20 protein-coding genes and 1 pseudogene are annotated in these 20,959 nt (G+C 64.5%); 13 read left to right on the top strand and 8 right to left on the bottom strand.

The window, feature by feature from the left end; genetic code table 11:
- Nucleotides 1-83 precede the first annotated feature (83 nt).
- The 5 genes from GY769_01560 to GY769_01540 all read left to right on the top strand — a co-directional run bounded on the left by GY769_01560 (nt 84) and on the right by GY769_01540 (nt 3,325).
- Nucleotides 84-935 (top strand): class II glutamine amidotransferase, encoded by an 852-nt coding sequence (locus GY769_01560; GenBank protein MCP4200604.1) that lies wholly within the window; start codon nt 84-86, stop codon nt 933-935.
- A 148-nt stretch (nt 936-1,083) separates the two neighbouring features.
- The gene (locus GY769_01555) at nt 1,084-1,548 is read left to right on the top strand and encodes a hypothetical protein (protein MCP4200603.1); all 465 of its coding nucleotides are present in this window, start codon (nt 1,084-1,086) and stop codon (nt 1,546-1,548) included.
- Nucleotides 1,523-1,804, top strand: coding sequence for a hypothetical protein (locus GY769_01550; protein ID MCP4200602.1), 282 nt, complete (start codon nt 1,523-1,525; stop codon nt 1,802-1,804). Before GY769_01555 ends, GY769_01550 begins: the two co-directional genes overlap by 26 nt.
- Nucleotides 1,805-1,886: 82 nt before the next feature.
- The gene (locus GY769_01545; GenBank protein ID MCP4200601.1) at nt 1,887-2,516 is read left to right on the top strand and encodes a TetR/AcrR family transcriptional regulator; all 630 of its coding nucleotides are present in this window, start codon (nt 1,887-1,889) and stop codon (nt 2,514-2,516) included.
- Between the two features lie 197 nt (nt 2,517-2,713).
- Nucleotides 2,714-3,325: an HAD hydrolase-like protein gene (locus GY769_01540; GenBank protein ID MCP4200600.1), complete on the top strand. Its 612-nt coding sequence runs from the start codon at nt 2,714-2,716 to the stop codon at nt 3,323-3,325.
- A gap of 16 nt (nt 3,326-3,341) precedes the next feature.
- Here the strand turns inward: GY769_01540 and GY769_01535 are convergent.
- Nucleotides 3,342-4,756: pseudogene (locus tag GY769_01535) on the bottom strand (aminotransferase class V-fold PLP-dependent enzyme).
- Here GY769_01535 and GY769_01530 point away from each other — a divergent pair.
- From GY769_01530 to GY769_01495, 8 genes are read left to right on the top strand one after another with little or no spacing between them, the layout of a single operon-like run.
- Nucleotides 4,652-5,194 carry a GNAT family N-acetyltransferase gene (locus tag GY769_01530; protein MCP4200599.1) on the top strand — a complete coding sequence of 181 codons (543 nt, stop codon included), beginning with the start codon at nt 4,652-4,654 and terminating at the stop codon, nt 5,192-5,194. The pseudogene GY769_01535 and the gene GY769_01530 sit on opposite strands and share 105 nt — an antisense overlap.
- 41 nt (nt 5,195-5,235) lie before the next feature.
- Nucleotides 5,236-5,895 carry a peroxiredoxin gene (locus GY769_01525; protein MCP4200598.1) on the top strand — a complete coding sequence of 220 codons (660 nt, stop codon included), beginning with the start codon at nt 5,236-5,238 and terminating at the stop codon, nt 5,893-5,895.
- Between the two features lie 19 nt (nt 5,896-5,914).
- Nucleotides 5,915-6,274, top strand: a complete 360-nt coding sequence (locus GY769_01520) for an STAS domain-containing protein (GenBank protein ID MCP4200597.1) — start codon at nt 5,915-5,917, stop codon at nt 6,272-6,274.
- Between the two features lie 16 nt (nt 6,275-6,290).
- Nucleotides 6,291-7,088 carry an ABC transporter permease gene (locus tag GY769_01515; protein MCP4200596.1) on the top strand — a complete coding sequence of 266 codons (798 nt, stop codon included), beginning with the start codon at nt 6,291-6,293 and terminating at the stop codon, nt 7,086-7,088.
- A 2-nt stretch (nt 7,089-7,090) separates the two neighbouring features.
- Complete coding sequence (locus GY769_01510; GenBank protein MCP4200595.1) at nt 7,091-7,897, top strand: ABC transporter ATP-binding protein; 807 nt, start codon at nt 7,091-7,093, stop codon at nt 7,895-7,897.
- A complete protein-coding gene (locus GY769_01505; GenBank protein MCP4200594.1) occupies nt 7,890-8,873 on the top strand; it encodes an MCE family protein in 984 nt (327 codons plus the stop codon). The genes GY769_01510 and GY769_01505 overlap by 8 nt, the downstream gene beginning before the upstream one ends.
- Complete coding sequence (locus tag GY769_01500; GenBank protein MCP4200593.1) at nt 8,870-9,529, top strand: hypothetical protein; 660 nt, start codon at nt 8,870-8,872, stop codon at nt 9,527-9,529. Before GY769_01505 ends, GY769_01500 begins: the two co-directional genes overlap by 4 nt.
- Before the next feature lie 9 nt (nt 9,530-9,538).
- Complete coding sequence (locus GY769_01495) at nt 9,539-9,991, top strand: hypothetical protein (GenBank protein ID MCP4200592.1); 453 nt, start codon at nt 9,539-9,541, stop codon at nt 9,989-9,991.
- Nucleotides 9,992-10,027: 36 nt separating this feature from the next.
- Here GY769_01495 and GY769_01490 read toward each other — a convergent pair whose 3' ends face one another.
- The 7 genes from GY769_01490 to GY769_01460 all read right to left on the bottom strand — a co-directional run bounded on the left by GY769_01490 (nt 10,028) and on the right by GY769_01460 (nt 20,875).
- Nucleotides 10,028-10,504, bottom strand: a complete 477-nt coding sequence (locus GY769_01490; GenBank protein ID MCP4200591.1) for an isoprenylcysteine carboxylmethyltransferase family protein — start codon at nt 10,502-10,504, stop codon at nt 10,028-10,030.
- Nucleotides 10,505-10,532: 28 nt separating this feature from the next.
- Entirely contained in the window at nt 10,533-13,868 is a 3,336-nt protein-coding gene (locus tag GY769_01485) for a peptidase S41 (GenBank protein MCP4200590.1), read from the bottom strand.
- Between the two features lie 229 nt (nt 13,869-14,097).
- Complete coding sequence (locus tag GY769_01480; protein MCP4200589.1) at nt 14,098-14,955, bottom strand: ParA family protein; 858 nt, start codon at nt 14,953-14,955, stop codon at nt 14,098-14,100.
- Between the two features lie 90 nt (nt 14,956-15,045).
- On the bottom strand, nt 15,046-16,374 hold the full coding sequence (locus GY769_01475; protein MCP4200588.1) for a hypothetical protein: 1,329 nt from the start codon (nt 16,372-16,374) through the stop codon (nt 15,046-15,048).
- A gap of 5 nt (nt 16,375-16,379) precedes the next feature.
- A complete protein-coding gene (locus GY769_01470; protein MCP4200587.1) occupies nt 16,380-17,849 on the bottom strand; it encodes an MBOAT family protein in 1,470 nt (489 codons plus the stop codon).
- Between the two features lie 3 nt (nt 17,850-17,852).
- Nucleotides 17,853-20,396: a PKD domain-containing protein gene (locus GY769_01465; protein ID MCP4200586.1), complete on the bottom strand. Its 2,544-nt coding sequence runs from the start codon at nt 20,394-20,396 to the stop codon at nt 17,853-17,855.
- 116 nt (nt 20,397-20,512) lie between these two features.
- Nucleotides 20,513-20,875: a hypothetical protein gene (locus tag GY769_01460; GenBank protein ID MCP4200585.1), complete on the bottom strand. Its 363-nt coding sequence runs from the start codon at nt 20,873-20,875 to the stop codon at nt 20,513-20,515.
- Nucleotides 20,876-20,959: the final 84 nt, after the last annotated feature.

Here is a 20,959-nt window from a genome sequence, read left to right as displayed (position 1 = left end):
GGCAACTCTTGGCCACAGCACCGCCCAAAGAGGCGGGTCGTCAAGGCGCACAAGAAGCTAGACTTCGTTGCAAGGAGGTCGTCATGTGTCGCTACGCCGCCTACCTGGGGCCACCGCTTCCGCTGAGCGAGCTGATCTACAAGCCGGCCAACAGCTTGGTGCATCAGGCGACCGACGCGTCGCTGAGCCGGACACGAATCAACGCCGACGGGTTCGGTGTCGGCTGGTACTCGCCGGAGATCAGCTCCGAGCCCGCGGTGTTCAAGGACACGAGCCCGGTGTGGAACAACTACAATCTTGGAGAGATCGCCGGCAAGGTCCGTTCGCCTTGTATTGTGGCTCACGTCCGATCGGCCAAGTCCTACGATCCGGTCAATCGGGAGAATTGTCATCCGTTCCGGCGCGGGCGGCTGCTGTGGATGCACAACGGCGACATTCCGGGCCGAGCCCGGCTCACGCGCCAGGTCAGCCTTCTCGCCGATGACGCCCTCCTGGCGCAAGTGCGTGGCAACACCGACACCGAGCAGGCTTTTACCTTGTTCCTGACCCATCTCGAGTGGGCGCAGGATTGCGATCCGACGACGGATCAACTCGCCCGGGCCCTGGAGGAAACCTTGAGCCAGATCGTCGCCTGGCATCTCGAGGCGAAGGACTCTCGTCCACTGGAGCTCAATTTCTGCGTCACGACGGGTAAGGCACTGGTGGCCAGTCGCTTTGCTCTCGCCGCAGACTCCTGTCCGACCCTGTACTGGAGATCGCTAACCGAGGAGTCGGCTGGAGATTCGGTCGTGGTCGCCTCGGAGCCGCTGTCCGACCTGGACGGTTGGAGCGCGGTCGAAAATGGCCAGATCCTCTTGGTGCACCCCGGTCTCTTGGTCGAAACGCGCCCTCTGAGTTTCTCGACTGAGGCCCGCCAGGAATCCGCTTTGGCCTGACTCCGGATCTCGAATCGAATAGCGAGGCTGCCCGGCGCGTAGTTAGGTAGGGCGCGCGGACTGGAAGCTCGGCCGGGGGGCTTGGCGGTTGACAGGGCGGGTGAAACTCCGTATCATGTAATACGTAATGTAGACGGAGGTAATTGTGATGCCCTCGAAGAAGCAAAAGAAGGAAAAATCCGGATTCGACTTCGGCGGCATTCTCGGAATGGTCGAAGACGAGCTCGAGAAAGTCGGTATCGAGGTCGATCTCGGGAGCGACGCCTCAGTGCAAAGCTGGCCCAAAGGGGACAGCAAGTTCAAGGTCGTTTGCGTAACGCCGGGTCTCCGGGACTCGGTGGAGGAAATGGGCAAAGCGCCCCGGGACCAGGTCGTGATGGTGCGGGTGGACTCGGAGACTTCCGCAGCTCTCGATGCCTGGGTCCAGACCGGCGCCGTAAAGAGCCGATCCGAGGCGGCGGCGCTGTTCATCCGAGAGGGTCTGAACCTGCGCGCCGACGAGCTCGGTAGATTAAAGGACGCACTGACCGAAGTGGAGGCGGCCCGCGAGCGCTTGCGCCAGCAGGCTCGTGAGGTGTTCGGGGAAGATGGCGGAGAAGAAGCGAAGAGCTGAGCGGAGCGACCCGCGCCGGCCTCGTTACCCCGGCGTGCGGATCTCTCTTCACAGCGACAATCCGTGGGTCATGGTGGCCGCCGTGCGCCATGAGCTGCGGCTGGCGGGAGCCCAGCCGGACGAGATTAGTGATTTCTCGGACCAAGCGCTTTCAACAGGGGTGGATCGCGAATTGGTCAGGCAGGTCGTCGATGAGTGGGTGGGAGCGGTGGGAGTGGATGCGGGTCAGGCCGAGCGGGCACCAGGCCCCGGTTGAGCTGCGCTCGTGCTGGCTTGGCTGGCCGGAGTGGGGTAGCCTTGGCCTTGATCTGAATGATAGTGGGCACTATTATTCATGAATGACCGTTGCGGACCCGACCTCGTTGAAGCCCCGCCAGTTGAGAAGCCGCAGGTCGCTCGATCGTCTTCTGGCAGCCTCTGAAGAGGTGATCTCGGAGGTGGGATTCGAGAAGGCGTCCGTTGCCTCGATCTGCCGGAGAGCCGGGCTTACGAGCGGGGCGTTCTACAGCCGGTTTGCGGGCAAGAAGGAGCTGGTGGGAGCGCTGGTCGAGAGGTTCGCCGCGGAGGCACGGGTGGTGATCGATGAGCTGGACGTCCCCCCGGCGTCTCTGCAGATGACCATCCGGCAATTCGTGGCCGGGCTCGTCTCTTTTTACCGCCGCCGCCGGCCTCTGGTTCGCGCACTGGCGGCGTGTGCTCATGTGGATGAGGTCGGCCGGGCTTCGATGCGCGAGCTTCATGGCGCCACGGTCGATTATCTTTGCGAGCTGCTGCTTATTCGAGAAAGGGACTTTTCCACTCCGCAGCCCCACGCCACGGCGCGCTTGGGAGTTCTTACCGCCCTGGCTACCGTCATGGAGATGGTGGTCGAGCAGAGAATGCTGCCCGCCGAGGCGTATCCGCTCACCGATGAGCAACTGACTGAGGAGCTGGCGCAGCTGCTGGATGCTTACTTCACCAAGACCTGAAGGACCGCGTCCCCGGCCAGAGTTGGCGACAGACCATGGCCCCTGCGCCTAGAATGACGGTTTGCCTGGAGGTCGATATGTATAAACGGCATGGATGGGTTCTACTGTGCGCAAGTTTGACGGCCGGGTGCGCATCGACGGCTCGTGTCCCTAGCCCGGCACCCGAAGCGCCGAAGCTGCCGCTCGAGATTCACTGGGTGCGAAATTCGGCGGAGTACCGAGCGGTCTATGAGCAGACGTTTCGGTTGGCCGGTGAGGTCATCGAAGCCCGAGCCACGGGCAGGGAGCGAGGAACCTGGGCGGTGGCCGTGGATGCCGACGAGACGCTGATCAGCAATTCACTGCAGAGCAAGGAGCGGGCTCTTGGCTCGCAAGAGTCCTTCGAGGAGGTGTGGGACGAGTGGGTCAAGCGCCGGGAAGCGCCAGCGCTTCCCGGCGCGAAGCGTTTCCTGGAGCGTGTCCACAGTCTTGGCGGCCGGGTAGCAGTCGTGACCAATCGGAGACAGCATCACTGCGAAGCAACGGCTGACAATTTGCGAGACCTCGAAATGGCCTACGACGTGATCCTCTGTCGGGCCGATGTCGGCGACAAACGGCCCCGCTGGCGCAGCGTGCAGCAGGGAACCACCGACGCGGATCTGCCGCCGTTGGAGATTCTGATGTGGGTGGGCGACAACATCCACGATTTCCCGGGTCTCGATCAGGAGCTTCGATTCGCCTCGCCCGAGGATTTCTCGGGTTTCGGCGATGTCTATTTCGTTCTTCCCAATCCGCTCTATGGATCCTGGGAGGAGAACCCGCCGGACTAGTACTCCGTGCGGAACACTAGCCGGTTGCCGCCTCGATCTCGACGGCCTCCGCGAGGCGCTCGAAGTCTTCGAGCTCGTTATAGACCTGAGCGCTGAGTCGCGCCCAGAGCCGGTCGTGCCAGGTGAAGATCGGGACTTCGATCCGGTAGTCGAACAAGAGCGTGTCGCGGAGCCGGTCTGCGGCGCCCTCGCTGGCCTCGAGGGAGGCCGGAAGCTGAACCGAGGTCATGAAAGCGGTCATCTCCTCACCGGCTGCGGTGGCCCCGCCCCAGCGCTCCATCAGGAGCTCGGCCGCCGACCAGACCAGCTCGTGGTTGTGGGCCCGCATGGCGTCGGCGCCGAGCCGCTCGAGAAAGTCGATCCCGGCGGGTGCGGCCAGCCAGGGAGAAGGATCGCGGGTGCCTGTCCAATCGAACTCGGCGGCAAGCCCTGGTCGAGATTCCAGGAGATGACAGGTGGGTGCAGGCTGGGCCGAGTCGTTTCAGAGGCCCAGAGAATTCCGCAGCTCCGTGGAGCGAAAGCCCACTTGTGGAGGTTGGCGGCGTAGTAGTCCGCTCCTAGCAAAGGGATATTCAGCGGCACCTGTGCCGGCGCGTGTGCGCCGTCGACGAGAACCAGGACGCCACGAGCATGGCAGAGCTCGATGAGCTCGGCGATCGGGAGCAGAGCTCCGGTTTCGGAGATGATGTGATCGAGAACGGCCAGCCGTGTGGTCTCGGTGATGGCTTCGTCGATCGCGCGCACGGCGGACTCGCGGCTCAGCGGGCAGGGAAGGCTAGCCGCAACCATGTCGGCGCCGGTCTGCCGGCAGGCGTAGCGGACCGCCTGGCGCACACCGCCATAGGTCTTTTCGGTGGTCAGGATCGCGTCGCCCGGTCCCAGATCGAGAGACCAAAGGACCGCATTGACTCCCTCGGTCGCGTTGCCGACGAAGGCCAGAGCGTCGTCCCGGGCGCCGACGAATCTGGCGACGCGATCCGCGGCCCGGCGCAATCTGCCGCCACCGCCGCCACTACCGCCACCACCGATCATGCCCGAGATCTCGCGGAGCAGCTGCGCCGAAGGGTTGGCCTCGATCTCGCGCCGAATAGCATCCTGGGTGTCGAGGACGACCGTCGGGGTCACGCCGACTGTGCCGTGGTTCAGGTAGACGATCTCGGGATCCAGCGGCCACTGGTGTCGGATCGCCTTGCCGAAAGTCACCTCGGGCGATGATTTCACGCCCGGAGCGTAACGCTTTCGCGCCTGCCCCGCTTGCGGCCGCGAAGCCTCGGTCGCGGTGTATTCTGGCTGGTGCTTGCCATGATCAACGACAAAACGCTTCCCATGGTTCTCGGATCGCGAGTGGTGCTGCGCCCATTGACCGAGCGGGACGTGCCGCTCTTGTTCCGGATCTTCTCGGATCCCGAGGTCATGAGGTACTGGAGCCATCCGCCCTTCACCAGCGAGTCAGAAGCGTTGGCGTATCTCGGGGACGTGCGGCAGGGATTCGAGAGCAAGACCCTGTTTCAGTGGGGCCTGTGCCGGCGCGGCGACCGCTCGGTCATCGGTACTTGTACCCTGTGGCAGCTGGATGCGTCGAACCGCCGCGCCGAAGTCGGCTTTGTGCTCGCTCGCGAGCACTGGGGACAGGGATTCATGACCGAGGGGCTGGCCGCGCTCATCGACTTCTCCTTCGGGGATCTGCGGCTCCGGCGCCTGGAAGCCGACGTCGATCCGGCCAACGAGGCGTCGATTGCACTCCTCGAGCGTCTCGGCTTCGTGCGCGAAGGCTACTTGCGGGAACGCTGGCTGGTCGGCTCCGAGGTCGCGGATTCGCTGTTCTATGGTCTCCTCGAGCGGGAGTGGAGCAAGAGGCGGAACGCTTGAAGTACAATGCGCGCCGTAAGGCAAATTGAAAGGAGGCCAACATGACACTCAGGATCAACGACATCGCACCGGATTTCACGGCGGAGACCACGGAAGGGACGATCGAGTTCCACTCCTGGATCGGAGATGGCTGGGCGATTCTGTTTTCACACCCGAAGGACTTCACGCCGGTGTGTACTACCGAGCTGGGTTCTGTGGCCAGCCTGAAGCCCGAGTTTGAAAGACGCAACTGCAAGGTCCTGGGCATCAGCGTCGACGGCGTCAGCGATCATATGGAGTGGTCCAAGGACATCGAAACGTCGCAGGGCCATGCCCTCAACTACCCCTTGATCGGCGATCCCGAGCTCAAGGTGGTCAGGCTCTACGACATGTTGCCCGCCGATGCCGGTGAGACCTGCGAAGGCCGAACGCCGATGGACAACGCCACCGCCCGATCGGTCTTCGTCATCGGACCCGACAAGAAGATCAAGGCCACACTCACCTATCCGATGAGTACGGGCCGCAATTTCTCCGAGATTCTGCGCCTGCTCGATTCCTGTCAGCTGACGGCGACCGAGCAGGTGGCCACTCCCGCGAACTGGGAGCAGGGCGATGACGTCATCATTCTCCCCGCGGTCTCAGACGAAGAGGCCAGGGCGAAGTACCCCGACGGTTGGCAGCAGCCACTCCCCTATATCCGGGTCGTGCCCCAGCCCGACTAGCAGGATAGACTCGCGTCGAATGTCGACCCTCGAGATCGAGTTTGATCCGGACGCCAGGGAGGCGACGGCGACGCTCAAGTTGGGTGGTCGGGCCGGCTACCGGGAGGCCCCGCAGCTTCGCAGGGCCCTGTTCGACGCGATCGCCGCCAGCGCCGGCAGGAACCTCGTGGTCGAGCTGGCCTTGGTCGAGAAGATGGACACCGCGGCCATGGCGGTGCTGGTGGAAGGCTGTATCGCGACCCGGGGCGGTGAGACGCCGATCTTTCTGATGTGTCCGAGCTCGTCGGTACGCAAGGTCTTCGAGCTGGCCGGGCTGGAGGAGGCGCTGACGCGCTGCTACACCTCCTGGGAGGACATCGCGACCGCGGCGGTGGCCTAGCCGAGAGCGACGCGAAATGCGAGTCGGCCTGCTGCGGCGCTCCGGTGCGGTTTTCCTGAACGAGCTGGTGAACGCGGGGCGGCTCTGGCGATTGGCCGCGGCCGCCACGATCGAGGCTTTCGTTGGACCGTTTCACGGCAAGCGATTCCGCTTCCGCGAATCCGTTCGTCAACTTCTCCGCGCCGGCAACGACACGTTACCGCTGGTGGCGTTGATCGCCGCTCTGATGGGTACGATTCTCGCGCTTCAAAGTGCCTATCAGCTCCGACAGCTCGGTGCCACGCATCTGGTGGCCGACCTGGTGGCGGTGTCCATCACTCGGGAGCTCGGTCCACTGATGACCGCCATTCTGGTGGCGGGGCGGGTCGGTTCGGCAGTCGCGGCCGAACTGGGGACGATGAAGGTGTCCGAGGAGATCGATGCGCTGACCGTGATAGGAGTCGACCCCTTGAGCTTTCTGGTCGTGCCGCGGCTCGCCGGATTGCTGATCGCGGTGCCATGCTTGACCCTCTTCGCAGACCTGGTAGGGATACTTGCCGGGTGCGGTGTCGGCGTTGTCGGACTCGGCTTCGGCGCGGCCGGTTTTCTCAACGACAGCATTCAGGCGCTAGTAGCCGAGGACCTCTGGGGTGGTGTGCTCAAGGCCTTCGCCTTCGGGGGCATCATCGGCCTCGTGGGTTGCGAGCAGGGGTTGGGCACCGTTGGAGGAGCCGACGAGGTGGGCCGTTCGACGACGACTGCTGTCGTCCGATCGATCGTGCTGATCATCGCGGCCGATCTCTTCGTAACCGCATTGCTCTATTTGAGGCACTGATCTTGGCAGCCGAATCAGCAATCGAAGTCCGTGGTCTCCGGCACTCGTACGGCGATCGCGTGATCCTGAACGGCGTCGACCTGACCGTCGAAGTGGGCAAGACCCTGGTGATTCTCGGCGGTAGCGGCAGCGGCAAGAGCACGCTGCTGCGCTGCATGGTGGGGCTGGAGCGCCCGGACGAGGGCTCGGTCTCGATTCTGGGTAGGGACCTTTGCTCGGCCGCGCCGGAGGAGGTGGCAGAGCTACGCCAGCGGATTGGGATGGCGTTTCAAAGCGGCGCTCTCTTCGGTTCGATGACCGTGGGTGAGAACGTCGATCTGCCGCTGGCGGAATTCACCGATCTGCCCGATTCGACGCGCGACATCATCATTCGGATCAAGCTCGCGCTGGTCGGGCTGGACGACGCCGTTGATCTCCATCCTTCGGAGCTGAGCGGCGGGATGAAGAAACGCGCGGCGTTCGCGCGGGCCATGGCGCTCGATCCGGAGGTGCTCTTCTGCGACGAGCCCTCCGCCGGGTTGGATCCGGTAACGGCCGCGGGGCTGGACCGACTGCTCAATCAGCTCAAGGAGGTCTTCGGGGTTACGATCGTTGTCGTCACTCACGAGCTCGACAGCGCCTTTGCCGTTGCCGACCGGCTGGCTTTGCTTCATCAAGGCCGTGTGCTGATCTCCGGTACACCGCAACAAGTGCGAGAATGTCCACACCCGATCGTGCAGGGATTCCTACGGCGCGAGCCCGAAGAGCAACCGGAACACGGCGAGCGATTCAGAGAATGGATGACAGAAGCGGAGGAGGCCGTTGACTAGAGAGTCCAGCGAGCGGAGCGAGGTCCGGGCGGGGGTGTTCGTGTTCGTTGCGCTCGTGATTCTCGGGGCCGGCATTCTCTGGATCGTCGGGTTCAAGCCGCTCGCGGGCCGGCAAGTGAGCTACGAGGTGTTGATGAAGGGGTCGAGCGGAGTCCGCCGGGGCGATCGAGTCAGGGTATCGGGCATCGAGGCTGGACGGGTCAAGAAGATCGAGCTTCGCCCCGGGCAGGAGTGGCCGGTGGTATTTCGAGTGGCACTGGACCGAGCATTGACGATCACCACCGGTAGTGCAGCCCGAATCACGACCGATGGTCTTTTGGGCGCGCCGTACCTGGAGATCGTGGCGGGGCCGGCGGACGCACCGCCGCTGCCGGAAGGCAGCCTGATCATGGGTGTCGAAGGTGGGACGCTTACCCACACCCTCGAGGGTTTGGGGCAGGCGACGGACCGGCTGCCCGAGCTGCTCGACCAGACGACCGTGCTCGTGGAGCGGCTCAACGGAACCATCGACCCGGTCATGGGCGGCCTGCAAGAGCTGCTCTCGGCGGAGAACCTGGAGGCCGTGGCCGAAACGCTGAAGGTGCTCCGCCCGACCCTCGAAGAGGTGGGGCCGGGTTTGGCGGAACTGGTCGCTCATCTCGACCTGCTGGCCGGGGAGATCGAGGAGGGCATCGGCGGAGTGCCGGAGGTGACCGCGGAGATCGGGTCCCTCGCGGGCGATCTGCGCCGCGCCGTCGGCACGGACGGAGAGCGGCTGTCGGGTTTGCTCGACTCGGTCAACCAGACGATGGGATCGGCGCGAGGTGCACTCTCCGCGGTGGAAGGGAACCGTGTCGAGATGGAGGCGATGGTGCGGGATCTGCGCGAAGCTGCGGCGAACTTGAAGTCGCTGTCTCAAACCCTCAAGGAACGGCCGAGCTTGCTGTTGCGGTATCCGCGCGCACCCGAGCGCATGCCGGAGGAGAAACCGGAATGATCCGTCGAAGGCGCCCTCGGAGCCCACGTTCCGGATTCCCGGCGAAGCTGTGGCCCAGGCTCCCGGCCTGGTTTCTCGCAGCGGCCGTATCGGGCTGTGCCGGCGGCTTGCCCGAGACCCACTACTACGTGCTTCTCGCTCCGCACGCGAGCGCCGCGGGTGTCGCGGGTGTCGCGGGTGTCGCGGCTTCCGACAGTGAGGGACTGGCGATCGGAGTCGAGTCCTTTGCGGTCGATCCGCCCTATGACCAGGACCGATTGGTATACCGGCCCGATCCAAGCTCCACCGAGGTGGGCTTCTACACCTACCATCGTTGGGCCTCGCCGTTGGGTCGCTTGGTTGCGGTGGCGCTCGGAGAAGGCCTGCGGCGAACGCCCGGTGTCGCGAGCATCGAGCCGACGAGCTCCATCGGCAGCTATACCGCGTGGCTCCGGGGGCGAGTGAAGCAATTCGAAGAAGTCGATTCGACTTCGACTCGCGAGGCCCGGATCGTGATCGAAGTCGAGCTGGTCGATACGGAAGGGGAGACCCTCTGGCAGGAGACCCTGACCGGCAGCGGCAACTCGGGCGGCGGCGAGGCGATCGGCCACTTCAACCGAGCCTTCGAGGGTCTGCTCGACCAGGCGCGGGCGAGCCTGGCGGCCGCCCTCGGGTGATTCCGAGACGTGTCGGTTCATGAACCAGGTTGGACCCGCCAACCCGGCCGCGAGGACTCCGAGCTGCCGAAGCAGGCGCTCGCGCTTCTGCTGCGGCTCCTGGGCACCTCGTCCTTGACGGCTCTGGTTTTCGTCGCGGCGCCGCACTCGTGGATGATCTCCATTCACTCGAGTCTGGGAATGGGGGCACTTCCCGAGGCGCCCGTTGTCTGGTATCTGGCGCGATCCACTTCGGCCTTCTATGCGCTCTTGGGAGGCCTGTTTTGGGTCGTCTCCTTCGACCTTCGCCGGTACCGCCCGATCGTGACCTACCTGGGAGGGAGCGTCATGCTGCTCGGCGTGGTGCTCCTGATCGTTGACTGGGCCGAGGGACTCCCCAGGCTATGGACCGCCTGGGAGGGACCATTCGTAGCCGCTTTCGGGCTTACGGTTCTAGTCCTGGCCAAGAAAATCCGAGAATAAGACCAGACCGTGGCCGCCGCGCTCGGCCTGAGCGCCTTAGAGCCACCGTCGGACCCTAGCCCTGTAGTCGCGGTAGGCATCGCCGAACTTGCGCTCCAAATAGACTTCTTCGGGCCGGATGGCGATCAGGTAGACGCCGAGCAGGGCGAGAGGCAACAGGCCGATGATCCAGCCATTCGATTTCCAGAGACCGGCGGCCCCTTGCAGGAGGGCCATGCCCAGATACATCGGATTGCGAGTCATACGATACGGGCCCTTGAAGATCATCTCGGGAGTGCTCTTCCAGGGTTCCGGATCTTGGCGGGTGCGGTGAAAGAGAGCCAGCGCAGTGACGATGAAACCGGTGCCGAAGAGCGCCGCTCCCCAGGCCGCAGAGACCCGGACGAGCTCCGGCAGCCCGAGCGGTAGGGGCAATAGCAGCCTGTCGAGAAGCACGCCGGCGCCTACGGCCAGTAGGAACACGAAGACCGGCGGGAACCGAACGGCGGCTCGATCTGGCTCGCGACGATTCACGGCGCCGAGTCTGTCAAGCGATTCGGGATCAATAGTCCTCGGGTGCCAGGCCCATGCCGGAGCGATCCGGGAAGGCCGGCGGCGTGGGCGGTTGATAGGCGTTGGTCTCGAGCTCTTCGAGCATGTGTGCGACGGCCGCTTCGAGCTGAGGATCCTTGCCGCCGACCATGTCGGCCGGGTCGTCGATGACCTCGATGTCGGGCTCGACGCCGTGCCCCTCGATACCCCAGGTTCCGTCCTTCTCGTAGAACCCGAAGTCGGGTGCGGTGATTCTGGTGCCGTCGATCAAAGGCGGTGTGCCGCTGTAGCCCACCAGACCGCCCCAGGTGCGGGTGCCGATGAGCTTGCCCAGTCCGGTTTCGCGAAACCAGAACGGAAAGTAGTCACCGCCCGAGCCCGCGAGGCTGTTGATCAGCATGCACTTGGGTCCGTGGTGGGCGTCCGGGGGCCAGACGATGTCTTCGCCCTCGCGCTGCGACCAGTAGTTCGCGACCGGCCGGTTCAGGAGCTCGATGAATCGCGTCGGCACCTGCCCGCCGCCGTTCCAGCGCTCGTCGATGATCAGGGCATCCTTGTGGAGCTGTCCGAAGAACTGGCGCACTAGCTCGTTTTGACCGTTGCGTCCGGTGTTGGGAACGTAGATGTAGCCGACCCGCCCCTCTGTGTGCTCTTCGACGTAGGCGCGGTTGGCTTCGACCCAGCTGCGATACCTCAAGTCGCTCTCGCTGCCGAGCAGCTCGACGACGACCTGCCTGGCCGAGTCGTCGACGGTCGGCTTGGCGCTCACGGTGAGGGTCACGGTGCGGTCACCCATTCCCTGAAAGGAAGCCCAGGGATCCTTGGTGGCGTCGAGGGGAGAGCCGTTGACCGCGAGAACGTAATCGCCGACAGCGACGTCCAAGCCCGGCTGGCTCAGCGGCCCGCGCGCGTCGACGTCCCAGGGTCCGCCTTCCACGATTCTTGCAATGCGGTAGGCGCCGTTCTCGAGCGCGAAGTCGGCGCCCAGAAGGCCCACCGACACATCGGGAGCTTCGTCGTCATGGCTCGGCCGGTAGTAGGCATGGCCGACGTTGAGCTCGGAGATCATCTCCCGGATGACGTAGGTGACGTCGTCCCGAGAAGCGCAATCTTCGAGCATCGGCTCGTACTGCCGACGCACGGCCTCCCAGTCGACACCGTGCATGTTGGGGTCGTAGAAGAAGTCGCGCTCATGGCGCCAGGCCTCGGTGAAAATCTGGCGCCACTCCTGGCGCGGGTCGATGGCCGTTCTCATCCCGGCGGTGGACAGGGGCTTCATCTTCTGGTCGACCTTGGCTTCCACGATCGCCATCTTCGAGTCCTCGAGCGCCAGGATCTTCTTGCCGTCGGCCGACATCGCGAATCTCTGCGGACCTTCGAGGACCGTCTTCTCGGGCTCGTCGTCGTCCTCGAGATCGAGGAGCTGGATCGCCGGTTTGCCGAGCAGATCGGCCGCCGGGAGCCGGGAGTACAGCAGTTGTCCCTCGTCGTTCACCGCCAGGAAGGCGAAGTTGCCCTGATCGACGGGAAGCTGCACTGCCCGACGCTCGAAGCCGTCGAGATCGACATTCACCGGCTCGGGTTCCTCGTCCTCCTCTTCGTTGGCCTCGCCGTCGTCCCTCTTTCTTTTCTTGCCTTTGTTCTTGTCGTCGTCCTTGTCCTCGTCTTCAGCCTCACCGTCGTCCCACTCTTCCCCGTCGCTCTCGGGTGCCAGCGGCGACTTCCCGTCGGCCTGGAGAGGCACGGCGTAGAGACGATCGAGATGGGAGTAGACCCAGGTGGTTCCCAGGTCTTCGTAGATCGGCTGGGAGAACTCTCTTTGAGAGGCGAGGTAGAGATACTTGCCCTCGCGGTCGAAGGTCGGCCAGCTGTCGTTGAACATGCCGCCGGTCACCGCGTGTAGCTCGCCTTTGCTCACGTTGTAGAGCCTCGTGCGGTTGGGTTGCCGCCGGGAATCGGGCGCCGAGAAGGCCAACCAGACGGAGTCGGACGACCAGCTCACGCTGGGTGTGTTCAAGCCGGGGTCCTCGAAGACCCGGGTCAGGGCGCCGTTCAGATCCGAGATCCAGAGGGTCGAAGACTGGTCCCAGAAGGCGATCTTCTTCGAGTCGGGGGACCAGACCAGACGGTAGAGATAGCGCAGCTTGTCGTCGGTCAGCTTGCGGCTCTCACCGAGGCCGTCCGATTGAGTGACGTAGAGCTCGTATTCGCCGGTTTCGTCCGAGATATAGGCGATCCATCGTCCGTCGGGACTCCATGCCGGCGAGTGCTCGGCGGCGCCGCTGGTGCGGGTCAGGTTGATCGGGGAGCCGTTCTCGGCCGGTATCGTCCAGATGTCACCGCGAGCATCGGCCACGGCTCTCTTGCCCGTCGAGGAGATGTTCTGCCCGCGAATCAGCTCGGCCACGTCCTCGGCCCGCTCCCGGAGTCGGGGCCGGTCACCGGGGATGACGACCTCGATCGCGCGGCTCTCCTCGGTCGCCAGATCTAGGAGCTTCAACTCGGCACCATGCTGGAAGACGATCTCACCCTGGCCCGAGGGGCCGGGACCGATCGAGGGCCACTTGACGTCGTAGTCGGAGTAAGAGGTCACCTGGCGATGTTGTTCGCTTTCGCTGTCGTAGACCCAGATGTTGAGCCGGTGATTTGGGCCGGCGTCCGAGAGGTAGTAGACCTTGTCTCCTTGCCACATGGGCAGCGTGTCGGTGCCTTCCCAGTCGGTGATCTTCTTCGAGCTGAAGTCCTCGAGGTTGAAAAGCCAGATGTCGGTAGCGGTGCCGCCGCGGTATCGCTTCCAAGTGCGGAAGTCGCGGGTGTGCGGGGTATAGGCGAGCCACTTGCCGTCGGCACTGATCGCGCCCACCGCGCCGTAGGGCACAGGCACTTTGGTGGGCAGTCCGCCCTCCACCGAAACGGTATAGAGTTCCTGCACGCGCGGATAAACGCCCCGGCCGCCGGCGTAGAAGATCAGCGCGCCTTCCGGTGTCCAGCCCGTCAGAATCTCGGTTCCCGGGTGGTAGGTCAGGCGCGTCGGAAGGCCGCCATCCACGGGCACCGTGTAGAGATCGGTGTTGCCGTCGTAGTTGCCCATGAAGGCCAGGGTGTCGCCGGCCGGGCTGAACTTGGGGTAGGCCTCCCGCCCGGGCGGGCTGGCCAACGGGGTTGCGACGCCTCCCTCGCGGGCTACCAGCCAGAGGTCGTTAGCGTAGAGAAACGCCACGTGGGTGGCCGAGACGTCGGGATAGAGGAGCATTCCCGCGTGCGGTTCTACGGTTGCATCGACTGAAACCGGAGCGAGTCCGCCGAGCGTGAGGGCAAGAATCAGAATACGGACGGACAGTTTCATCGACAATCTCCCATTTCTTGTTCGGATGAGGCGCGAGCGAGCCGCGGGCACGGCTTACTATAAGCCCACAGAGCAACCTGCGGCGCCGGCCGAGGGCTGTTTTTTCGGTTCGTGGACCGGGCAAGGCCGATCGTGGCCCAGGCCGTGCCCAAGCGACGTTCCCCTCACGCTTTGACTTACGCGAGAGATCAGGAGGAGTTCGGGTTTTCGGGGCGCGGTGCCCAAGGTCTTAGTGGACGCCGTCCGCAGGCCGGTAGGCGTTGAAGCTCGCCCGAGCCGAGGCGGTGGTGGGTCGAGAGTCGTGAGCGCCCGTCCTTGCGGCTCCGGCCCCACGAGCCCGCATCAGCATCTCGGCGGCCAGGAGCCGGTACGATCTGGCGCCCGTGGATGTGGGGTCGAACTCGAAAATCGTTTTGCCGGCCTCGGGCGCTTCCGCCAGGCGCACGTTGACTCGGATCTCGACGGCGAACACGGCATCGCCGAATCGCTCGCGGATTCTCGTGGCGTTGGTGCGAGCGGCTTTGGTCCGGTAGTCGACCTGGGTCATGACAATCCCGAGCAGTCGCGGTCGGACGCCGTAGGCGGCCGGGAGTCGCTCGGCCGCCCAGAGAAGCGGTTCCAGGCTCGTGACTGCTAGGTAATGGGGCACGATCGGCACCATGAAGTTGTCCGCCGCCACCAACCCGTTGAGAGACAGCAGCGAGTGATGAGGTGGACAGTCGAGCATGACGAAGTCGTAGCGAGAAACGATGGGCTCCAGGGCGTTCTTGAGGCAGGCTTCGCGGCCCGGCCGGTTGCCGATCTCGCGATCGAAGCTCTGCAGATCCGTCGAAGCCGTGATCAGGTCGAGCCCGAGGGTGGCGGTGGAGCGAATCGTGTCGGCGGCCGGACGGGAGCCGAGCAGGACGTCGGCGAGGCAGGGGAACAAGGCGGAGCGTGGCACGCCTAACGAAAGCGAGGCGGAGGCCTGGCTGTCGAGATCCACGAGCAACACACGCTTACCGATGCCGGCGAGAGCCGCCGCCAGGTTCACGGCCGTCGTCGTCTTCGAGACGCCGCCCTTTCTGGAGGTAACAGCTGTGATCACGCTCACTCCCTAATTGTCAGCCTGGAAATAATAGCGCAGGCTGACCGCGATACCGACCACATTCGCAGCGGTCGTTCGCGCATGGGCGAGCTACTGCAAGGGCCGATGGATCTCAGGCTCTACACCCTGGTCGGCTAGCTCGATCACCTTCCAATCACCCTTGGAGAGCTCCCGGGTGGCGAACTGGTAGACGACGACGCGCTTACCGGCCAGGCGATCGACGCCGGTGCTGCCGGTGCTGCCGGCGCTGGTGGAGACGCCGCGTGCCAGAGCCTGCCGCGAGGACCAGGCGCCGCCCGCGTTCAAGGCAATGCGATCGACGCTCCGGCCGAGCTCGAAGCTCAGCTGCTCGGCCAGGCCCGCGCCGGTACCCCAGCCCAGCGCCGTGTCCGAGTAGATGTTGGTGAAGCTGTCGCCCAGTAGGAGAACCTCCGATTCGCGATCCGGTTTCCAGGGCCGGCCTTGGTGAGTCAGGACTCTCGAAACTTCGGTTCGCTCCGAGGTCGAGGACTCACCCGTTCGGGGATGCTCGAGCATGCGAGCGATATCGCCGGGGCCAGAGACCGAGGCTCCGCGTCGGACGAACGGTTTGCTCGACGGACGGCTCAACTCAACCAGATCCTCCAGCAAAGAGGCGAGCGCTCGGGCCGAAAGCTCCACCGCGTGAGGAGCCCAGTGGGTATCCGTACGCAGATAGAGAGGTCCTTCGCCACGCGCTTTGGCATCGGCGAGAACGGTCGCCGGATCGAATACGGTCACGCCCTCCGCTTCGAGACGGTCAAGCAGATCGTCGAAGGACGGGTTGTGGATCAAGGCCTCGCCGCTCGCTCCGCTGGTCAGCAACTCGGGATAAAGGGTCGGCTTGACCGGTGTCGGCATGACCACCAGCTCGATTCCCCGGGCCGCGAGGTCGCTGTGAAGGCCGACGATCGCCGGCAGCGGGTTGGCTGTCCGAGAGCCCTCGACATGCTCGCTCTTCAACACCCGGGGCTCGAGGAATCCGCGGCCGGTGACGTGATCGAAGTCGTCGCGAAAGAAAAGCCAGCCGTCGCGACCCAGATATGCCTGCTCGTTACCGACTCCCAGAGACTCGGTGAGCAGACGCTGAGCGGGGGGCAGGACCCAGCGTCGGAGAAACGACTCCTCTTCGAGGGTCTCTTCGAACTGATCGATTTCCGCCAGAAGCCGACGGTTGGCTGCCACGAGACCTTCTTGTCGAGCGGTTCGGGCGACTTCGGGCAAAGCGCCCATGGCCACCTCCATGGCGCCGGCGCCGTCTGCCAGGACCGCCTGGAGCAGTGGAACACCCGAGATAGTCACAAGCAGGAGCACCACCAGCAGTGCGGCCACGGCTCGGGAGACCTCCGTGTGTCCAGCCTCTCTCAGGGCTTGCTGCTCGCGTTCGGGGATTTCGATCATCGGCATCAGAAGATGAAATAGATGAAGGGGTTGTATTCCTGAGTGGTCAGCAGGACCAGCGAGAGCCAGAGCAGGCCGAGACAGAAGAGGGCCTTCCACAACGGCAGCCGCCGGGTCCAGTCCCAGGTTTGGGGGCCGGCGAACGCGACGACGGCGGCACAGCCGAAACTCAGCAGATAGTAGGGACGGTAGAAGACCGCCCCGAGAAGCGTGGCGCCCTCGGCAATGGAGGCGGCGCCGACACCGAACATCGTGCCCAGATAGGCGAGCGAGCGCGAAAGATCCTCGGCGCGGAAGAAGACCCAGGATAGAAGAACCAGAAGAAATGTCGCTGCGATCCGCCCGGCGCGGGGCAGGCGCTCGAACAGCGCTCTCTTGCCGCGCGCTCGTTCGGCGGCGAGCAGCGCGCCATGAAAGGCGCCCCAGATCACGAAGTTCCAGGCGGCTCCGTGCCAGAGTCCGCCCAGCAACATGACGAGAGCCAGGTTCACGTAGGTGCGCCGCCGGCCGCGCCGATTCCCGCCCAAAGGCTTGTAGAGGTAGTCCCGGAGCCATGTCGACAGCGAGATGTGCCAGCGGCGCCAGAACTCGGTGATCGAGGCGGACTTGTACGGCGAGTCGAAGTTCTTCGGAAACACGAAGCCGAGCATCAGTCCCAGGCCGATCGCCAGGTCCGAGTAGGCGCTGAAGTCGAAGTAGATCTGGAACGAGTACGCTGTGACCCCGTACCAGGCGTCGAGCGGGAGCACCGCGGCGGCGTCGAATGCCGTGTCGGCAATCTTGCCGCAGGGATTGGCGAGCAGGATCTTCTTCGCCATGCCGAGAGATAGAAAGGCGACACCGCGCGCGAACTTCTCGAGCGTGTGTGTGCGTTTCAAGAGCTGGTCCTGAATCTCCGAGAACCGGATGATCGGCCCGGCGACCAGCTGGGGAAACATCGAGACGTAGCAGGCGAAGTCGATCGGGTTGCGCAAGGCGGACGCATGGCCGCGGTAGACGTCGATCGAGTAGCTCATCGACTGGAAGGTGTAGAAGCTGATTCCCAGGGGCAACACCACCCGGAGTACCGACTCGAGCGAGGCCTCGGGAAGGCCGATCCAGCCGACCAGGGCGTTGTAGTTGTCGACCGCGAAATTGAAGTACTTGAAGACTCCGAGCAGGGTGAGGTTCGAGATCACCGAGACCGTCACCGCAAGGCGCTGGCGGCGGCTGCGGGCTCCGCCGGGCGCGAGCGGTGCTATCGGTCCGGCTGACTTCGTCCAGTTCCCGAGCCGGCCGGCGATGGTCAGACCGCAAACGTAGTCGATTGCCGTCGAAGTGGCCATCAAGATCATGAACGCCGGGTTGGCCCAACCGTAGAAGGCGTAACTCAGGACCGTCAGGCCCAGGTGGCGCAGGACTCGCGGTAGCAGGTAGTAGGCGAGCAGGGCCAGCGGCAGGAAGCCGTAGACGAAGAGGTGCGAGCTGAAGACCACGGCCTAGCGCTGGGTGGAGTAGAACAGCGGATCGCTTCCCGGTTCGAGCGAATCGGCCAGGTACGTGCTCTCGAGCTGGCGATTGTCGGAGAACGGCTCGAGCGTCAGGCGCTGGCTCTGTTCGGTCATCGGGCTCCGATTGATCTCGAGGGTGTCGCCGTCGAGGATCGACCAGTGAGCGACACGGATTCGCTCGCCCGGGGAAGCCCCTGCGATCACCCGGTCGACGCGATACTCGAAGACCGCCAACGCTTCCCGATAGGGGCTGATCTCTTCCAAACTCGGCGCCTCGGACCGCGCCAGCAGGGTCGCGTCGACAACCAGCCTCGGCACGGTGGGCCGCGCTGCCATCGTCTTGCGGTAGCGCAGATAGTTCTCACGTGCCTCGCTCGCGTCGATGACGCGATTGTAGACGGCGACTCCTTCGACGCTGCCGCGCCAGATGTTCCCCGTGCCCGGTCCATCGCCGAACAGAAACGGCCGTCGCTTCCAGTGATGGAAGCCGCCGTGGATGGATTCGGTCTCGAGAATCGACTCGCCGTTCAGGTAGGCGGCCAGGTGGCCGACTTCGTAGGAGATCAGGACGTGGCTTGTCTGCTCCGCGGGGATTCGGGCGAGCTCGACTTCGGGGAAGGCCTTGGAGAAGGGGTTGCCGGCGCGCGGTTCGAAGATTAGCCGGTCTCCCCGCTGCGCGAGAACGAAGTTGCGGCTGTTCGGAGTTCCGCCCGAAAACGAGATGATCTTTCTGAAGCCGCCGGCGGTTCTCCTCTCCGGACGCAGAACGACTTCGAGTGAGAGCTCGTTCGTCTTCCTGCAGGCGTTGAGGACCGAGTCGACGTCGGCAGCGGAGGCTATGAAGATGCCACCGTCCAGGACCATGGCGAAATTGTGATCCAGAAACGCGCGTCCGGAAGCTTCCAAGGAGGAGGAGCGCTCGGATTCGAGCTCGGAATCCCAGACCAGGTTGTGCGCTTCGCCGGTCTCCCAGAGAAAGGCCAGACCTCTACGATCGCTCGGCCACAGCGGAGGCTCGATCTCGACTGTGAGTGGCTCGGTCCAGTTTGTTCTCTGAGCGCGGTCGCCGATTCCCTCGAGGTGGAGACGATCGAATCCGTCAAGGGCCTCCGTGAGCTCGATGACCAGAGACCGCCGTTCGCTGCCCAGCGACCACTTGGCTACTTTCACGCCGGACTCGAGTCGGACCTTTGGTCGATCGGCTCGAATCTCCTCGTCGAACTGGACGATCACGGCACGACCTTCTTCCCTGAGAAGCACTCGGACCGGCTCGGGCGGCGTCGCCGGTTTGACGACGACTTGCCCGCGGAGCAGGATCTCCTGCGAGTCGAGCGAGCCCGTTGCGCGAACCTCGTAGCGTCCCGGGCGATCGAAGGTGTGAGTCACAGCCGGTCCGGTGGCGGTGGTGCCGTCACCGAAGTCCCAGGCAACGGACGTCAAGCCGAGCTCGGAAGAGAACCCGACTTCGAACGGCGCCTCACCTCGGTGGCGGCCCAGGTCGAGCGGCTCGAGGAAGACGTCCGGGAAACGGTCGGTCCCCGGGTGCGAAGTCATGCGGACGGCGTTGCCCAGAAGCTCGAGAGTCTCCGGGTCACTCTCGGCCACGAAGATCTCGTAGTCGGCCAAGAAGTGGTTGTGCTGGTAGTCGGATGCCGCGAACGCGAACAGCCGACCGTCGCGCGAGAACATCGGGAAGTAGGCGTAGCCGAGTCCGTCCGGAATGCGAGCGTCACTCTTTGACAGGATTCTCGAGACCTCGTAGGTCAGCAGATCGATGCGGTTGATCGGACCTCCGGTGCCCGCCGCCCAGAAACCCCAGCGGCCGTCATGCGAAAAATAGGGTTGGCAGCCACCGTAGGTGGAGCGCGTGGCGATCGCGCGGTCGGCACGGTCGTAGGCCGAGAAGTCCGCGGCGCCGCTGGTGGCGTGGCTCAGCCGGCTGTTGATCAGCCAGGTCTTGCCGCTTGGATCGTTCGCCAGCACTTCGGTTCGATCGTCGCGCAAATTGTGGAGAACGGTCGAGCCGTCGCCGCGGATGTAGATCAGCTCGTCGGCGCTGCGCCACACCGCGGCTCGGCTCTCCCAGGACGAGCGCGCCCTCTCGGCGACGATCCGGTCCCCACTGCCGTCCGGCCGGATCAGGTGCAGGATGCCTTCGCTGCCTCCGTCGGCATATCCGGCCATGGCGTCCGGATAACTCAGGTAGGCGATCCAACGGCCGTCGGGCGAGATGTGAGCGCAGCAGTGCTGGCGAGTCCCCTCGTCGGGCGTCAGGCGTGTGGGTGTCGAGGCGGCCAGCTCGCGGGTCCAGATCCTCCAGTTGCGAGAGCGGTTGGATTCCCAGACCAGAAAACCGGTGCCGAGATCTGACGTCGGCTGATCTGAGGCTTGAGCGTCGAAGGCTGAGGCGTCGCGTCGCGCTTGGGACACCGGCCGGCCGCCGGAACGGTTCTCACCCCCCGATTCGGGTGGCGCGCAACCCGAAGTCAGACCGAAGGCCAGGGCCAGAAACACTCCGAGCGATCGGCGCATTGAGGCAGTCTACCGCCTCGAAAGGGGGTCGAAGAGCGCTCGACCCGGCCGTGAGGAGCTTCTTCGAACATCCCGCCGCCCGAGGCGGTCACCTGGATCGCGTCCGCGGGCCCGATCTACTCCTGGGCTTCGAGTGAGCCCAGCCAATCGATGATCGCCTGGAGCTCCTCGTCGGTGCCCTTGAACGGCTTCTTGTGCTGTTTGCCGTCCATGTCCGCCTCCTTGCGGACGTAGGCGGCGATTTCCGCGAGCTCGCCCTCGACCTTGCCGCCGAGGTCTCCGCCCTTCATCTTCTCGGATGTGGTCTTGGCTTCGATGTCGGCGGCGGGAACCGCGTGGCACATGTTGCACTTGTGGGTCTCGGTGAACAGCGCCTTGCCGTCCATGTCTTCCGCCGCAACACCCGTGGGTGCGATCACGAGAGCGGTGAACCCGGCCAGCGCGAGGATCAAGGTGAAGTTGGTCAGCTTGCTTGTCATGACAGATCTCCTGTTCTCAAGTCGTGAGGTCCGGCGGACGACCGTTCGACGTCCCGCCGGCCGGACTTAGCATCGGATGGCTGC

The organism is bacterium, assembly GCA_024224155.1.
GTDB lineage: Bacteria > Acidobacteriota > Thermoanaerobaculia > Multivoradales > JAHEKO01 > CALZIK01.
This window is presented reverse-complemented; position numbering and strand designations above follow the sequence as displayed.

Bases quoted from the DNA above. Each gene is read 5' to 3' on its own strand.
- GY769_01460 (MCP4200585.1), bottom strand. From the start codon at position 20,875: ATGACAAGCAAGCTGACCAACTTCACCTTGATCCTCGCGCTGGCCGGG.
- GY769_01560 (MCP4200604.1), top strand. From the start codon at position 84: ATGTGTCGCTACGCCGCCTACCTGGGGCCACCGCTTCCGCTGAGCGAG.
- GY769_01515 (MCP4200596.1), top strand. From the start codon at position 6,291: ATGCGAGTCGGCCTGCTGCGGCGCTCCGGTGCGGTTTTCCTGAACGAG.
- GY769_01525 (MCP4200598.1), top strand. From the start codon at position 5,236: ATGACACTCAGGATCAACGACATCGCACCGGATTTCACGGCGGAGACC.
- GY769_01475 (MCP4200588.1), bottom strand. From the start codon at position 16,374: ATGATCGAAATCCCCGAACGCGAGCAGCAAGCCCTGAGAGAGGCTGGA.
- GY769_01465 (MCP4200586.1), bottom strand. From the start codon at position 20,396: ATGCGCCGATCGCTCGGAGTGTTTCTGGCCCTGGCCTTCGGTCTGACT.
- GY769_01550 (MCP4200602.1), top strand. From the start codon at position 1,523: ATGGCGGAGAAGAAGCGAAGAGCTGAGCGGAGCGACCCGCGCCGGCCT.
- GY769_01555 (MCP4200603.1), top strand. From the start codon at position 1,084: ATGCCCTCGAAGAAGCAAAAGAAGGAAAAATCCGGATTCGACTTCGGC.
- GY769_01530 (MCP4200599.1), top strand. From the start codon at position 4,652: ATGGTTCTCGGATCGCGAGTGGTGCTGCGCCCATTGACCGAGCGGGAC.
- GY769_01485 (MCP4200590.1), bottom strand. From the start codon at position 13,868: ATGAAACTGTCCGTCCGTATTCTGATTCTTGCCCTCACGCTCGGCGGA.
- GY769_01545 (MCP4200601.1), top strand. From the start codon at position 1,887: ATGACCGTTGCGGACCCGACCTCGTTGAAGCCCCGCCAGTTGAGAAGC.
- GY769_01520 (MCP4200597.1), top strand. From the start codon at position 5,915: ATGTCGACCCTCGAGATCGAGTTTGATCCGGACGCCAGGGAGGCGACG.
- GY769_01500 (MCP4200593.1), top strand. From the start codon at position 8,870: ATGATCCGTCGAAGGCGCCCTCGGAGCCCACGTTCCGGATTCCCGGCG.